The following is a 13,664-nucleotide window of genomic DNA, read 5'->3' on the forward strand; positions in this document are numbered from 1 at the left end:
CGGGCCTAGGTAGATCCTTGGCCGTTCGGTGAACGCTTAGTTACTCTCCGCTGTAGCGTCAGCACGTTCCGTATCCACTTCGGGGGTCGTGCACGTGTCTGACGCTCAGCCGATGATCTTTGTTGGAGGGCTGGGGCGCAGCGGGACGACGCTGCTGGAGCGCCTTCTCGGGGAGCTTCCCGGTGTCGCGCCGCTCGGCGAGGTCGTCCATCTGTGGCACCGGGGGGTGCGCGCCAACGAGCCGTGCGGTTGCGGGCGGCCGTTCGCGCAGTGCCGGTTCTGGCACGAGGTCGGTGACCGCGCCTTCGGGGGCTGGCGGCCGGCCAAGGCCGACCGGCTGCTCGAACTGCGCCACAAGGTCGACCGCACCCGCCGCGTTCCGGTCTTCGTGCTGGGCCTGATCAGCCGTGAGGCCCAGCTGACCGAGTACGTCGCCGCGTATCACCGCATCTACGCGGCGGCGGCCGAGGTCGTACGCGGCCAGGTCGTCATCGACTCGAGCAAGCACGCCTCGCTGGCCTACTGCCTGTCGGCCATCCTCGACCTGACCGTCGTCCACGTCGTGCGCGATCCGCGCGCGGTGGCCGCGTCGTGGCGGCGCAAGGTCGCGCGGCCGGAAGACGGCCGGCCGATGGCCCGGTGGTCGCCGGCGCGCACCGCCGTCCACTGGTTCGTGCAGAACCTCGCCTACGAGGTGCTGCGCGGCAAGGGCGTGCCCATCGTCCGGGTCCACTACGAAGACCTCGTCGAGGAGCCGGCCGACACGCTGCGCGCGCTGGCCGGCAAGCTCGGGCTGCCCGCCGACCACGAGGCGCTCGCCTTCATCACTGGCCGCACCGCCCGGCTCGGCGTCGCCCACACCGTCTCGGGCAATCCGATGCGTTTCCACGTGGGCCGCGTGCGCTTCCGCGACCGGCGCCCCGACCTGCCCTTCCCTCATCGCTGGGCGGTCACGGCGCTGACGTTCCCCCTCCTTCTCTGGTACGGCTACCGCCTCAATTACTGAACTCCCGATCGGAGGCCAACGATGACCTCGACCGTCGGCGTCGTCATCCCCACCCGTGGTGACCGTCCCCTGCGAGCGACGATCGAAGGCGTGCTCGCCAACCGCCCCGCGGCCGTCGTGGTCGTGGTCGACGGGGCGCCGTTAGATTCCGTCGACGACGACCGGGTGAAGGTGCTGCCCAACTGCCTGAGCCCGGGTCTGCCGGGGGCCCGCAACACCGGGATCGCGGCGCTCGACACCGATCTGGTGGCCTTCTGCGACGACGACGACGTGTGGCTGCCCGGGAAGCTCGACGCCCAGGTCGACCTGCTCGTCCGGACGGGGGCGGAGTTCGCGAGCTGCGGCATCGAGGTCGAATACGGCTCGCGCCGGGTGACCCGGCTGGCCGGGACGGCCGAGATCACCGCCGCCGACCTGACCCGGTCGCGGATGGTGATGGTGCACGCGTCGACCTACGTCTTCCGGCGCGGCGCCCTGTGGGTCGACGAGAGCGCGCCCGCCGGCCAGAACGAAGACTGGGACCTGGCCATGCGCGCGGCCAAGCGACAGCCGATCGCCCACGTCGACCGGCCGCTCGTCCGGGTGCGGTGGGGCAGGTCCCACTACGCGACCCGCTGGGCCGACCGGATCAGCGGCCTCGAGTGGATGCTGGCCAGGCACCCCGAGATCGCCGACGACGCCCGGGGCGCCGCCCGCATCTACGGGCAGCTGGCCTTCCACCACGCCGCGCTCGGGCGGCGCAAGGAGGCGCGGCGGTTCGCCGCGCTCGCCTTCCACTCGCGGCACCGGGAGCCCCGGGCGGCGCTGGCGCTGGCCGTGGCGGCCGGGCTCGTCTCGGCGCCGGCCGTGCTGAGCGCGCTGCATACCCGCGGTCACGGAATCTGATGCGCACGCGCATCGTCGCGCCGCCCAAACGGCGGCGCGTCTCCGTGGGCGGGGTGGTCGTCGACCGGCTGACCGAGATCGAGGTGGTCGACCGGGTGATCGGGGCCATCCGGCGGGGCTCGGGCGGGCATCTGGTGACGCCCAACGTGGACATCTGCCGGGCGTGCGCGCGCGACCCGGCGCTGCGGGCACTGGTCCTGCGGGCCTCCATCGCGGTCGCCGACGGGATGCCGCTGGTGTGGGCGTCGCGGCTGCTCGGCAAACCGGTGCCGGCCCGGATCACCGGGGCCGACCTGATCTGGTCGCTCTCCGAGGCGGCGGCCTTCTACCGGGTGCCCATCTACCTGCTGGGCGGGCCGCCCGGGGTGGGCGACCGGGCCGCCCGCGCGCTGTGCGAGCGCTACCCCGGGCTGTCGATCGCCGGGGTCGACGCGCCGCCGTGGGGGTTCGAGGAGGACGCCGAGCAGTTCGCCGCCGTGCGCGACGCGCTGACCTCGGCGCGTCCGCTGCTGGTGTTCGTCGGGCTGGGGTTCCCCAAGCAGGATCTGCTCATCGAGCGGCTGCGGGGCGACCTGCCCGAGACGTGGTTCGTCGGCTGCGGGTCGGCCATCGCGTTCGCCGGGGGCGCCGTGGCGCGGGCCCCGGTCTGGATGCGCGACCGCGGGCTGGAGTGGCTGTTCCGGCTGCTCAGCGAGCCGTCGCGGCTGGCCAGGCGCTATCTCGTCGACGACCTGCCGTTCGCGGTGCGGCTGCTGACGGTGTGCGCGGTGCGGCGGCTCTTCACCTGAGGGTCAGCCGGCTGACCCTCTCGGCGTCGGCGGCGGACAGGCGCGACCTGGCCGCCGCCGTTCGGCTGTCGGTGGGGCGGAACGCCGTCTTCGAGGTGCCCCGCCAGGCGAAGCCCGCCTCCTCGGCCGGGCCGGTGCACGACCGGGTGATCGTGGCGGCCGACCGGTCGGTCCAGGGGATGCCGCACCATTCGTACAGGCTCCGGAAGCCGAAGTGCGGATCGGCGGCCAGTTCCTCGTAGCCGACCACGCGGATGTTGGGGTGGCGCATCTGGAGGACCGACTCGTGCGCCGCCTTCCACAGGGCCGCGATCCTGGCCAGCCGGTCAGGAGGCGCCTGCGCCAGCGCCGACAGGTGGGGGTGGTCTCGGAGGAGGAGGGGCTGGTCGAGCAGGTCGGCCGGGTTCGCGGTCCAGCCGAGGTGCTCCCAGCTGCCGGCGAACGTGACCGGGTCGCGGGTGAGGATGACGACCCGGCAGTCGAGGCGGTCGGCGAACCACTCGGCCGACCAGAGCGCGAACGGGTCGTCGAGGAGGGCCTTGCGGCCGGTCAGGCGGCCGTGGGTGAACGACGCGGCGTATTTCAGGTACCGGGCGGGCGACGGCGGCCAGGGGAGTTCGGCGTGCCAGCGGAACCGCAGGCTCACCGTGTCCTGGAACGGCTTCAGCCAGGCCGCCTCGTTGTCGCGGCAGATGTACTGGAAACGATGCTCGACCCGCGCGTTCAGCACGCCACGGTAGGGGCGTTCGGGGTTGAGCGGCTCGTTGACGTACACGAGCTCGCCGGAGGCGCAGAGCATGCGGCCGGCCCACGAGGTGCCGCTGCGGGGGAGGCCGGTGACGAGGATCATGCCGTCGCCCTGGCGAGCTGGGCGGCCGGCACCAGGTTCTTCACGAGGACCCCTCCCGCCCAGCCGAGCGCCGCGCCGAACGCGCCGTGGGCCGGGACCAGCAGCAGATCGAGCACGACGGTGACGGCCAGCGCGGCGGCGACGTTGCCGAGACTGGCCCTGGTCCGCCCCGAGGCGATCATGACGACGTCGGCCATCCCACAGGCGGAGGCGACCATCATCGTGACGGCCAGCACGATCGCGACGTCGGCCGCGTGGGCGTAGCCGTCGCCGAAGACCTGGAGGATCTGGGGGGCGAAGACGGCGTACCCGATCCAGAGGGGCCAGGTCAGGGCCATCTGGGTGCGGGCCGCCCGCCGATAGAGGGCCCGCGCCGCCCGCGGCTCTCCCTGGGCGAACTTCTTCACCAGCTCGGCCTGTACGCCCTGCGCCAGCCCCTGCCCGACGAGCTGCCCGACCACCTTGAACCGGGTCGCGGCGACGTAGAACGCGGCCTCGGCGGGCCCGGCGAGCAGCGCGACGATCACGACGTCGAGCCGCTGGAAGACGGCCTGCAGCGCGGCGGCCAGCGACCGGGGCGAGGTGTGACTCCAGAACTCCGGCCACGTCGTCCGGGTCTCCACGCCCCGCAACCTCAGGGCGGCGAGCACGACCACCGGGACCGCCGGGATCCCCCAGGCGACGACGAGCCAGGGGGCGGACAGCCCGGCCGCCAGCGCGCCACCCACGAGAAGGAGCTGGGCGAGCGGCTGCACCAGCCCGCTGAGCAGCAGCGTCTCCCGCATCGCCCCGGCCCCCCTGGTGGCGGCCACCAGCACGTCGGCCACCACGACGAACGGCAGGACGAGCGCGAGCGCCGGCTCGGCGCCGGCGAGCACGACGGAGACGGCGAGCGCGCCGGCGATGACGGGGACCAGCGCCACGGTCAGCAGCGGCCGGGCGGTCGTGGCGACACCCCCCTCGCGCTGGCGGGCGCGGAAGTAGATCAGGCCGTTGCCCGTGTCGAGGCGTAGGACCCCGGCCAGCAGCAGTCCCAGCGTCGTCGTGGTGAAGAAGGCGCCCGCCTCCGCCGGGGGCAGCGTGCGGGTGATCAACAGGGTGACGGCGAACTGGGCGGCCGCGGTGGTGCCGGCTCCCGCCAGGCCCGCCACCGACCTCAGACGCGCCATGAAGGGGTCGCGTCGAGCCACGACAGCAGCAGGGCGTCCCACGGCAGGAAGTGCTCCGACAGGCGGGTACGCAGGGCGCGGGGGATCGGCGCGTGGGTCCGCGAGTTGTGGCGGTCGAAGACCGGGTCGGCCATCGGGGGAAGGCCGAGGAAGGACAGCAGGTCGTCGTACACGGGCATCGGGTCGGCGAAGAAGCGGCCGCTGTCGATGACCTTGACGCGGTCGCGGGCGATCACCGGTTCGAGGCGGGCGAGCTGTTCGGCGTAGCGGCCCCGGGCCAGGTAGGCGTGGTGGCGGTGCGCGTGGCTCGACGACAGCGGGGCCGCGCACAGCCGGGCGCTCTCGCCGGCCAGGCGTTCGGGCTCCAGGTCGACGGCGCGGGCGAACGACGGCTCCGACTCGAAGCCCCGGGCCAGTTCGTGCGCGTGGGCGGAAATGGCACGTTCCACCGGATCCCGGACCAGCACGATCAGCTTCACGTCGGGCAGGTCCCAGGCGATCCTCGGCCCGGCCAGCGGGTGGAACAGGTAGTAGGGGGACGACTCGAACGCCAGCATGCCCGGCCGCCGCAGCGGGAAGTGCGCCCGATACCAGGCCAGGCCGCGTCCGTAGGCCATGTCGAAGTAGTGGACGCCCTTGCGCAGCACCGGCTTGGCCACCATCGGGTGCTGCGACAGCGCCCGGTAGAGGGAGGTGGTCCCGCAGCGCTGCGCGCCCACGATGAGGAACGAGGGGAGCATCCGGGCGCCCCCGGTGAGCCGCCCCGCCGTGATCGACACGGCGTGGGCGGTGGTCTTCAGGGCCTTCACGTCAGGGATTCCAGCCCGTCGACGGCGGGGTTCAGCCACTTCGCGGGCGAACCGAGCGGCTCGTGGCCGGCGGCGCGGTGGCGTTCGGCCAGGGTCATCAGGTAGGCGGCGGCGGTCACCCGCGCGTCTTCGTAGGAGATCCCGAAGGGCTCCAGCAGCCGCCCCGACTGCGCGACGCACGCCTTGGCCGCCGACGCCGGGCGCATCCGCCGCAGGGCCGTCTGGAAGAAGTAGTGCAGCGTGTCGAAGCCCGGCGGCACGCCGGTGCCGAACCGCTCCCAGTCCCAGACCAGCAGCCGGTCGCCCATCGGGGCGACGTTCCACGGCGAGAAGTCGCCGTGCCAGGCGCCCTTGCCGAGCGCGGCGATCTCCTGGGCGGCGGCCGCGAGCAGGTCGGCCGACGGCCTGCCCTTCGTGACCGGCAGTGGGGTCAGCACCAGCACGTCGAGGTCGCGCCACGTCCCGTGGTGCATGACCTTGGGCGCGACGACGACGTCGAACGGGTGGCGGGCGATGGCCCGCAGCGTGTCGGTCTCGTGGCGGATCAGGTCTTTGGTGTGCGGCTGGTCGCCGATCTTCACGAAGGCCAGGAGGCCGGTGTCGTCGTGCAGCTCCAGGACGGGTTTGCGGTTGGCCCGGCGGGCCGGGCGGACGTGCAGCGTGGCCCGCACCCGGCGGCCGAGCACGTCGCCGAGGTGCGTCTCGATCGTGTCCGGCCCGTCGGGGACCAGCACCCGCCCGCCGACATGCCATGGCGCGCGGGGCACCAGCCGCCGGGGGACGAGCCGGCTCGGCACCAGAGTCCGGGCCGAAGTGGTGGTGGACGGCGGGAACAGCAAGGAGATCACCTCATCCAGGTAGCGCAGACGTATGCGGAAGTCCTTCACGTCGCGTTCCGCCACAGGACCGCGAACGAGATCAGATAGAGGGTCAGGGCACTGACGAGGCCGTCGTAGATGAACATGTAGAAGAGGACGAGCAGCATGACCAGGCTTCCCGCCTGCCCGATCGGCGACCGATCATGCCAGTGCCGCCTGAGCGCCCCCGCGAAGAAGCCGACGTAGAGGGCCGCGCCGGTGAACCCCTGGGTGATGAGCAGCAGCCAGAGCTGCCCGTCTGAGCCGAGCGGCGGATGCCCGCACGACCGGCACCAGTCGGTCCGGCCGGTGGTGATCGTGCGGTGGTTGCCGAACGCGTTGCGGGTGTTGCCGTAGCCGATGATCGGCGACGTGGCGGCGACCTCGACGGTGGTGGCGACCGTGAAGGCGCGGATGTCGTTGGAGTGGGGCCGGTCGACCCGCGCGGCCACGACCTGGCCCAGCGGCGAGAACACGAAGGCCGCCCCGGTCACGGCCGCGAGGGTCAGCAGGGCCGCGCGGTTCCGGTTCCTGATGATCAGGTACGCCACCCCGATGGCGATCGCCGCCCACAGCCCCCGGTTGAGCGAGTAGACGACCGGCACCGCGGCCACCGCGACCGCCCCCGCCGCCACCGCCTTGCGCGCCGGCCCGCCGTAGACCCACCAGCCGACGACGAACCAGACCAGCAGGATCGAGACGTTGCCGCCCCACGCGTTGGCCCACTCGAACGGCGCCTCCGGACGGGGAGCGGGGTGCCCGAGCACGTACTGGATCTGCGCGGCCGTCGGGTGGACGAGGTTGGTGACGAAGGCGTGGTCGGGGAGCAGGTGCTCCATCGGCGCGGTGAATTCGAACTCCGGCGCGAGGATCCCCAGCAGCCCCCCGGCCACAGCGGTCAGGAACAGGACCCCGAGCATCCTGACGAGGGTGAGCTGGGGGAGCTCCTCCTTGGTGAGGTTGCCCAGGTAGAGGACGACGACGAAGAGCGCGATGTAGACGGTGAGCCGCATGGTCCAGCCGACGACCCGCCCCATGCCGAACTCGCCGTACGTCCCGGCGGGCGTCGCGTCGAGCATGACCGCGCTGACCAGGTAGCCGACGATGAGCAGCGCCCACAGCCCCATGCCGCGCGGGATCAGGATCGGCCGCCGCAGCCAGAGCACGACCGCCATCGGGACGGCGACCACCACGATGGACAGCCCGCCGAACCCCAGGGCCCACCAGACGGGATAACCCACGAGGAACGCCGCGATGGGCCACGCGGCGGGCGCCAGGCGCCACGTCACAGCAGGTCTCGGCGCTGTTGCGGGATGTCCACGGTCGGGGGCTGCTGCGAGCGCAGCGCGTCGACCGCCAGCGTCCCGGGAGCGCCCGCCGGGTCGACGGCGATCACCCCCAGGACGTCGACGCCCCGGCGCTTCAGCGACTTGGCCGAGCGGATGACCCACGGCGCGCGGATGCGGCCCAGGGCCACGGCCAGCACGGCCGCGTCGGTCGGACCCGCGGTGACCAGGAGGACGCCGCCGCCCGGCGGGAAGCCCTCCTCCAGCGTCCACGCCACGTGGGCCGGTTCGACCCCCAGGCCCTCGACCAGCACGCTCCGGTGCCCGGCCGCCGTCACCACCGCGGCGAACTCCTCGCCCTGGGGAAGCAGGGCGAGGTTGGTCAACCGCTCGACGTCGGCCGGGGTTCGGAGGCGGAGGTCGGAGCGGTCGCGGGCGAAGGCCGCTCCCACGCCGAGCAGGATGCCGGCGAACAGGCCGCCGCCCACGTACAGGGAGGGGCGCGGTTCGCTGGCCGTTTCCGGGGGAGACGCGGGGGTGATCACGGTCCCAGGGGTGACCGCGGTGGTCTTCAGGACGTCGTACCGGAGGGTGAGAGCCGTCGCCTGGCGGGTCAGCACGGTCTGCTGGTGGGCGGCCAGGGCGCGCTGCGGGGTGCCCTTCGGGTGCCGGGACATGGTGACCAGCGCGGTGCTGAGCTGGCTGTTGACCAGGCGGAGCTTGGCCAGGACGGCCCGCTTCTGCTCGGTCAGCAGCGCCTCGGCCGCCGCCAGGCGGTGGGCCAGGTAGGCGTCGGCGAAGGCCTGCGCGCCCCGGGCGGCTCCGGCGGCGTCGGGCCAGGTGAACGAAATCCGAAGAATTCCCGAATTGGGTGGCACATCAACGGATACCTGCCCCCGAAGGTCTTCGGGGTCGCCTCCAATAACGCGTGACGCATTCGTCGCCACCACGGACGATTGTGCGATCTGCGCCTCGGTGTCGAGATTGAGAGCTTCGCGCTGCCGGGCGGTCACCACGTTCTGCGGTTCCCCGAGCCCGGTCGGGGCCACCTGCACCTCGGCCACCCCCAGGTAGGCCGTCGGGGCCGTCCACAGCAGGGCGACACCGCCCATGACACCGAGAAAAAGGCAGGTCAGGGCGATGATCCAGCGGCGGCGGAACACGGAGCCGTACTCCGCGAGGTCCCGGCTGTGCGGCGGTGGCAGGCTCATGTCGGTCTCCGATGGGGGTGAAGCGACTACGAACCCTAGCCGGGTGCGGTGATTACCCCGGTGCTAATTACAGAATTTCTGCTGGCGAATCACGGAACAATAACGGCGATTCGCCGGACATGTCGGAGCTGCGTTCTGGAAAAGGAGGCCACATGTTCTCCCCCGGCAGTGGAAAGGTGAATCCATGCGCTGGGCAATCACGGTGGTCGTGTTGATGATGGCGGGCTGCTCCCTGGCTTCGGGGGACGCCGAACGGACGGTCCCGAAGACGGAGCCGCCGATCGCCGCGCCCTGCGCCGTCACGGGCGTGCTGATCCCCACCTGCGGGGCCTGGTGGGGCATCGCCCCCGAGGTCTTCACCGGCCGGGGCCCCACGCGCGGCCTGCAGCGGGCCGAGCAGCGGATGGGCCGCCGGGCCGACATCCTGCACGTCTACCACCGCGCGGGCGAGCTCTTCCCGACCGACGAGGAGCGCGCGCTCGCGAAAGACCGGCTGCTGCTGGTCAACTGGAAGCCGTCACTGCGCCACACCTGGGCCGAGATCGCGTCGGGCGCGCTCGACCGGCGCATCGACAAGCTGGCCGCGCACATCTCGGCGACCTTCCCGCAGCGGTTCTTCCTGACTATCCACCACGAACCGGAGAATGACGTCCGGCCCGTCGAGGGCATGGCGGCCGACGACTACGCCGCGATGTTCCGCCACGTCGTGCTGCGCCTGCGCGAGAAGGGGGTCACCAACGCGGTCACCGTGATGACCTACATGGGCGCGCCCAACTGGTCGTCGGCGTCGTGGTTCGAGCGGCTCTACCCGGGCGACGCGGTGGTCGACTGGATCGGCGTCGACCCCTACGCCGACGAGCGCGTCACCGACTTCGCCTCACTGGTCGACAAGCGCCGCCCCGACCACCCCGACTGGCCGGGCTTCTACCGCTGGGCCCAGTCACGCTTCCCGGCCAAGCCGATCATGGTCGCCGAGTGGGGGGTCTTCGAGCGGCCCGGTTTCAAAGCCGCCTTCTTCGAGTCCGTACGCCGCCAGATAGCCGCATACCCCCAGATCAAGGCCCTGGTCTACTTCGACTCCCCATGGGCGCCCAGGGGCGACACGCGGTTCGACACCACGCCCGAGGCCGCCGAGGCGTTCCGGCGGCTCGGGCGGTCGGCCTACCTGACCCAGCCGCCGGTCGTGAGGGCGTTCATCACCAGCGAGACCGCCCGCTCGACCGGCAGGCCGGTGGTGTCGATCTCCAGGTCGGCGTCCTCCGGCTCGTCGTAGGGGGCCGAGACCCCGGTGAAGTCGGGGATCAGCCCGGCGCGGGCCTTGGCGTAGAGGCCCTTCCGGTCGCGGCGCTCACACTCCTCCACCGGGGTGGAGATCCAGACCAGCAGGAAGTCGGCGCCGACCTCCTCGGCCATCTCGCGGGCCTCCTCGCGGGTGTGGGCGTGCGGCGCGATCGGGGCGCAGATGGCCAGGCCGCCGTGCCGGGCGACCTCGCTCGCGACGAAGCCGATCCGGCGGATGTTCAGGTCGCGGTCCTCCGCCGAGAAGGTCAGCCCCTTCGACAGCAGCCGCCTGACCACGTCGCCGTCGAGGTAGGTGACCGTCCGGCCGCCCTTCTCCAGCAGCGCGTCGCGCACCCCCCGGGCCACGGTCGACTTGCCCGACCCGGAGAGCCCGGTGAAGAACACCACCAGCCCGCGCCGGTGCGGCGGCCCCGGGATGCGGACCGGAGCCGGGCCTGCGTAGTGCTCGGTGGCGCCGTAGTTGCGGGCGACGTGCTCACGCAGTTCGAGGTCGATCTCGACGTCCTCGCGCGGGGCCAGCGGCACCGCCACCACCTGCGACCCGGGCAGTTCGGCCTGCGCCTTCAGCGCGGCCCGCACCACCGCGGGCCCGGCCTCGCCGAAGATGAGCGGCATCAGCAGGACCGTCGCCTCCAGTTCCTCGGCCGTGGCGGCGACGTCGGCCAGCGCCGGTCCGTCGAGCGGCCCGCGCATGGTGACCGCCAGCACCTCGCCGTCGGTCTTCACCTCGTCGGGGGTACGGCGCAGCCGCGCGAACGGCCCGTAGACGGGCGCGCCCAGCGCCTCCACCGGACCCGCCGCGTGGTGCCCGTCGCGTTCGGTCACCGTCATGACGGCCAGCGCGGCCCCTTCGGGATCGGTGAGGGTGACCTGGTCGCCGACGGCGATCTCGTCGGGCAGTGCGATGGTGACGGGGTCGGGCCACGCGGTGCCGTCGGTGAGCGTGCCGGTCTCGGCGACCGACGCGGCGTCGGCCTTGCCGAGGAAGCCGGTCAGCGGCGCGAACGCCCCCGAAAGGAGCAGTTCGAGGTCGGCGAGTTCGCGGGCGTCGGGGGTCCAGTCGGTCATGGCGGTCGATTATCCGATCTCGGCAGGCATAGGAGGAGCCGCACAGCGGCGTCATAAAGGCTGACACATCTTCTAGGAGGTGACCGTGGACTCGGCAGCAGAACTGCGTTTCCGCGAGTTCGTGGCCGCCCGGTCACCCGCGTTGATGGGCCTTGCCTACCTGCTCACCGCCGGTGACCAGCACGCCGCGGAGGACCTGGTGCAGGCGTCGCTGGTCCGCGCGCTGGGCCGGTGGTCCGACGTGGCCGACCCCGAGGCCTACGTCCGGCGGGTCATGTACCACCAGCATGTCAGCCTGTGGCGGCGGGCGTGGCGGCGGCACGAGACCACGATGGCCGAACCCCCGGAGAAGGGCGCCGACGACGCCACCCGCACGGTCGAGTTACGCCTGGCCCTGCGTGAGGCGCTGGCCACCCTCACCCGGCGGCAGCGCACCATGCTCGTGCTCCGCTACTACGAGGACCTGCCCGAGGAGGAGATCGCCCGTGTCATGGGCTGCTCGGTCGGCACGGTCCGCAGCACCACCCACCGATCACTGGCGAAGCTGCGCTCCGCCGACCTGAGGGAGCTCTCCCGATGAACGAGGACACGATGATCAAGGAGGGCCTCCGCGACTGGGCCGAGGAGGTGCGCGTGCCCGGTGACCTGGCCGACCGCGCGCTGCGGGCCCGCAGGACGCGGCTGTTCGGCTTCGCCGGGTCGGGCGCGGTGCTGGTCGCCGTCGCCGTCACGGCCGTCGTCACCCTGCTGCCGGGCGCTTCGCCCGACCGCACCATCGTGGCCGAGAGGCCGAGGCCGGCCGCTTCGCCGGCGCCGACGACCGTCCACAGCGACACCGAGAATGACCCCCCGGTGAACCTGGTCGCGGCCGGGCCGTGGGCCGTGGGCTCCTACTACTCGACCGAATGGGTCGACACCGGCCGGGGCACCGAGACCCTCCGCTACACCTGGAGCGTCTACGACCAGGGCAAGGGCCGCTATGTCCGCACCCCCTACCAGTGGGTCGACGTGCTGCCCGGCATGGGCCTCGCGGCCGTGCTCGAGGGAGACCTGCCCTCCCGTCGGCTCGGCCTGCTCGACCTGACGACCATGACGTACACCCGCTGGTACGACCTGGAGGACGCCGCCGGATCGGTCTACTGGTCACCCGACGGCTCGAAGCTGGTCGCCACCACCTACAGCGCGCCGCCCGACGAGACGAAGTGGACGGACGCGAAGCGCACCAGCGGTGAGCACGTGCCGCAGTCGCGCACCGGCTTCCACGTGATCAACCCGAACGCCGGAACCCGGACCTGGCGCCCGCTGCCGCCCGACCCCGACGCCATGGGCAGCAGGGAGGACCTGCGCTGGGACGACGACAGCACCCGCCTGTGGGCCACCAAGATCACGGGCGGCGGCCGGTGGCTCTACGACACCGAAGGCGTCCGCCTCGGCTCCGAGGAGGACTACCCCCGCCGCATGAACGAGGCGGGAGTGTCCCCCAACGGCAGGCTGCGGGCCGGTCCCGCGGGGCTGCCCACCAAGGTCACCGATGTCGAGACCGGTGAGGTCGTCGGCCGTCAGCGGATGCTCCAGCTGTGGGCCTGGGTCGACGACGACCACCTGATCGGGCTCGGCTGCGCCCGTGACTGCGACAACGAGTTCGACAACGCGCTGGTCATGGTGAGCGTCGACGGGAAGGAGACGGTGCAGCTCGCCTCCTACCGCGACTCGCGCAACTCGTGGCGGCCGATCCTGGTGCGCCGCTAGATGATCCGCGCGAAGTGGTTCCTCGGCCGGCGCACGATCAGCGTCACCTCGTCGTAGACGGGGTCGAGCTTGCCGCGCGACAGAGCCGCCACCACCCGGCACACCGTCTCGACCAGTTTCCCGCGGGGGCCGAGACGGGCCGGGCCGGTGGTTTCTCCCCGGTCCTCGGCGATCATCAGGCCGCGCATCAGGCAGTAGGCGCGCAGCCCTTCCCGCGAGCAGACCGGTTCGTAGACCGCCGGCAGCGGCTCGCCGAACCGGCCCCGCAGCCAGCCGGGCAGGACCCGGTCGACGAAGCCGTAGGCCGACTCCCGGTCACGGACCCGGATGAGCAGCAGCCCCCCGGGACGCAGCGCGTTGACCATCCGGTCAAGGATCAGCTCGGCGTACTGGACTCGTTCGAGCAGGAACTCGACGCAGACGATGTCGAACCCCCGCGGTGTCATGGGCACCGAGCGAAGGTCGCCCAGGGCGTAGACGTGCAGGTCGGGGCGTTCGACGGTGTGCGCGCGAAGGATGGGCCGATCCTCATCGACCCCGGTAACCCGGCAGTCGACACCGCCGAGTTCCAGCGGTTCGCCCCGGCCACAGCCGGCCACCAGGACGTCGAGCGGCTTCCCGGGCGTCTCCGCCGCGCGTTCGCCGATGATTTTTCCGAAAGACGACATGTCACAAAGCGTAGTC

14 protein-coding genes are annotated in these 13,664 nt (G+C 72.3%); 6 read left to right on the forward strand and 8 right to left on the reverse strand.

The window, feature by feature from the left end:
• Positions 1 to 112 precede the first annotated feature (112 nt).
• Genes FDA94_RS14765 through FDA94_RS14775 form a run of 3 tightly spaced genes read left to right on the forward strand, consistent with a single transcriptional unit; the run spans position 113 to position 2,679 of the window.
• Positions 113 to 1,006 (forward strand): sulfotransferase family protein, encoded by an 894-nt coding sequence (locus FDA94_RS14765; protein WP_062440315.1) that lies wholly within the window; start codon positions 113 to 115, stop codon positions 1,004 to 1,006.
• 21 nt (positions 1,007 to 1,027) lie between these two features.
• Positions 1,028 to 1,891 carry a glycosyltransferase family 2 protein gene (locus tag FDA94_RS14770; RefSeq protein WP_137247628.1) on the forward strand — a complete coding sequence of 288 codons (864 nt, stop codon included), beginning with the start codon at positions 1,028 to 1,030 and terminating at the stop codon, positions 1,889 to 1,891.
• The gene (locus tag FDA94_RS14775; protein WP_137247629.1) at positions 1,891 to 2,679 is read left to right on the forward strand and encodes a WecB/TagA/CpsF family glycosyltransferase; all 789 of its coding nucleotides are present in this window, start codon (positions 1,891 to 1,893) and stop codon (positions 2,677 to 2,679) included. The genes FDA94_RS14770 and FDA94_RS14775 overlap by 1 nt, the downstream gene beginning before the upstream one ends.
• Here FDA94_RS14775 and FDA94_RS14780 read toward each other — a convergent pair.
• From FDA94_RS14780 to FDA94_RS14805, 6 genes are read right to left on the reverse strand one after another with little or no spacing between them, the layout of a single operon-like run.
• Positions 2,672 to 3,529 carry a sulfotransferase gene (locus tag FDA94_RS14780; RefSeq protein WP_137247630.1) on the reverse strand — a complete coding sequence of 286 codons (858 nt, stop codon included), beginning with the start codon at positions 3,527 to 3,529 and terminating at the stop codon, positions 2,672 to 2,674. The genes FDA94_RS14775 and FDA94_RS14780 overlap by 8 nt on opposite strands.
• A complete protein-coding gene (locus FDA94_RS14785) occupies positions 3,526 to 4,698 on the reverse strand; it encodes a lipopolysaccharide biosynthesis protein (RefSeq protein WP_137247631.1) in 1,173 nt (390 codons plus the stop codon). Before FDA94_RS14785 ends, FDA94_RS14780 begins: the two co-directional genes overlap by 4 nt.
• Positions 4,686 to 5,507, reverse strand: a complete 822-nt coding sequence (locus FDA94_RS14790; RefSeq protein ID WP_246059897.1) for a sulfotransferase domain-containing protein — start codon at positions 5,505 to 5,507, stop codon at positions 4,686 to 4,688. The genes FDA94_RS14785 and FDA94_RS14790 overlap by 13 nt, the downstream gene beginning before the upstream one ends.
• On the reverse strand, positions 5,504 to 6,394 hold the full coding sequence (locus FDA94_RS14795; protein WP_137247632.1) for a hypothetical protein: 891 nt from the start codon (positions 6,392 to 6,394) through the stop codon (positions 5,504 to 5,506). The genes FDA94_RS14790 and FDA94_RS14795 overlap by 4 nt, the downstream gene beginning before the upstream one ends.
• Positions 6,391 to 7,653: a hypothetical protein gene (locus FDA94_RS14800; protein ID WP_246059899.1), complete on the reverse strand. Its 1,263-nt coding sequence runs from the start codon at positions 7,651 to 7,653 to the stop codon at positions 6,391 to 6,393. The genes FDA94_RS14795 and FDA94_RS14800 overlap by 4 nt, the downstream gene beginning before the upstream one ends.
• Entirely contained in the window at positions 7,650 to 8,861 is a 1,212-nt protein-coding gene (locus FDA94_RS14805; protein ID WP_137247633.1) for a YveK family protein, read from the reverse strand. Before FDA94_RS14805 ends, FDA94_RS14800 begins: the two co-directional genes overlap by 4 nt.
• Before the next feature lie 184 nt (positions 8,862 to 9,045).
• Here FDA94_RS14805 and FDA94_RS14810 point away from each other — a divergent pair, with 184 nt between their 5' ends.
• Positions 9,046 to 10,134, forward strand: coding sequence for a glycoside hydrolase family 26 protein (locus FDA94_RS14810; protein ID WP_137247634.1), 1,089 nt, complete (start codon positions 9,046 to 9,048; stop codon positions 10,132 to 10,134).
• On the opposite strand, the gene cysC is transcribed toward FDA94_RS14810, so the two are convergent.
• Complete coding sequence (gene cysC / locus FDA94_RS14815; RefSeq protein ID WP_137247635.1) at positions 10,023 to 11,231, reverse strand: adenylyl-sulfate kinase; 1,209 nt, start codon at positions 11,229 to 11,231, stop codon at positions 10,023 to 10,025. The two genes, FDA94_RS14810 and cysC, sit on opposite strands and share 112 nt — an antisense overlap.
• 85 nt (positions 11,232 to 11,316) lie before the next feature.
• On the opposite strand from cysC, the gene FDA94_RS14820 reads away from it, so the two are divergent.
• Both FDA94_RS14820 and FDA94_RS14825 read left to right on the forward strand, forming a co-directional pair.
• Positions 11,317 to 11,811: a SigE family RNA polymerase sigma factor gene (locus FDA94_RS14820; protein WP_137247636.1), complete on the forward strand. Its 495-nt coding sequence runs from the start codon at positions 11,317 to 11,319 to the stop codon at positions 11,809 to 11,811.
• Positions 11,808 to 12,980, forward strand: a complete 1,173-nt coding sequence (locus tag FDA94_RS14825) for a hypothetical protein (RefSeq protein WP_137247637.1) — start codon at positions 11,808 to 11,810, stop codon at positions 12,978 to 12,980. The genes FDA94_RS14820 and FDA94_RS14825 overlap by 4 nt, the downstream gene beginning before the upstream one ends.
• Here the strand turns inward: FDA94_RS14825 and FDA94_RS14830 are convergent.
• Positions 12,977 to 13,648, reverse strand: coding sequence for a class I SAM-dependent methyltransferase (locus FDA94_RS14830; RefSeq protein ID WP_246059900.1), 672 nt, complete (start codon positions 13,646 to 13,648; stop codon positions 12,977 to 12,979). The genes FDA94_RS14825 and FDA94_RS14830 overlap by 4 nt on opposite strands.
• Positions 13,649 to 13,664 lie beyond the last annotated feature (16 nt).

Source organism: Herbidospora galbida (assembly GCF_005233835.1).
Classification (GTDB): domain Bacteria; phylum Actinomycetota; class Actinomycetes; order Streptosporangiales; family Streptosporangiaceae; genus Herbidospora; species Herbidospora galbida.

Excerpts from the sequence above, each read along its gene's own strand:
- FDA94_RS14765 (WP_062440315.1), top strand. The coding sequence starts at position 113 with ATGATCTTTGTTGGAGGGCTGGGGCGCAGCGGGACGACGCTGCTGGAG.
- FDA94_RS14770 (WP_137247628.1), top strand. The coding sequence starts at position 1,028 with ATGACCTCGACCGTCGGCGTCGTCATCCCCACCCGTGGTGACCGTCCC.
- FDA94_RS14775 (WP_137247629.1), top strand. The coding sequence starts at position 1,891 with ATGCGCACGCGCATCGTCGCGCCGCCCAAACGGCGGCGCGTCTCCGTG.
- FDA94_RS14780 (WP_137247630.1), bottom strand. The coding sequence starts at position 3,529 with ATGATCCTCGTCACCGGCCTCCCCCGCAGCGGCACCTCGTGGGCCGGC.
- FDA94_RS14785 (WP_137247631.1), bottom strand. The coding sequence starts at position 4,698 with ATGGCGCGTCTGAGGTCGGTGGCGGGCCTGGCGGGAGCCGGCACCACC.
- FDA94_RS14805 (WP_137247633.1), bottom strand. The coding sequence starts at position 8,861 with ATGAGCCTGCCACCGCCGCACAGCCGGGACCTCGCGGAGTACGGCTCC.
- FDA94_RS14810 (WP_137247634.1), top strand. The coding sequence starts at position 9,046 with ATGCGCTGGGCAATCACGGTGGTCGTGTTGATGATGGCGGGCTGCTCC.
- cysC (WP_137247635.1), bottom strand. The coding sequence starts at position 11,231 with ATGACCGACTGGACCCCCGACGCCCGCGAACTCGCCGACCTCGAACTG.
- FDA94_RS14825 (WP_137247637.1), top strand. The coding sequence starts at position 11,808 with ATGAACGAGGACACGATGATCAAGGAGGGCCTCCGCGACTGGGCCGAG.
- FDA94_RS14830 (WP_246059900.1), bottom strand. The coding sequence starts at position 13,648 with ATGTCGTCTTTCGGAAAAATCATCGGCGAACGCGCGGCGGAGACGCCC.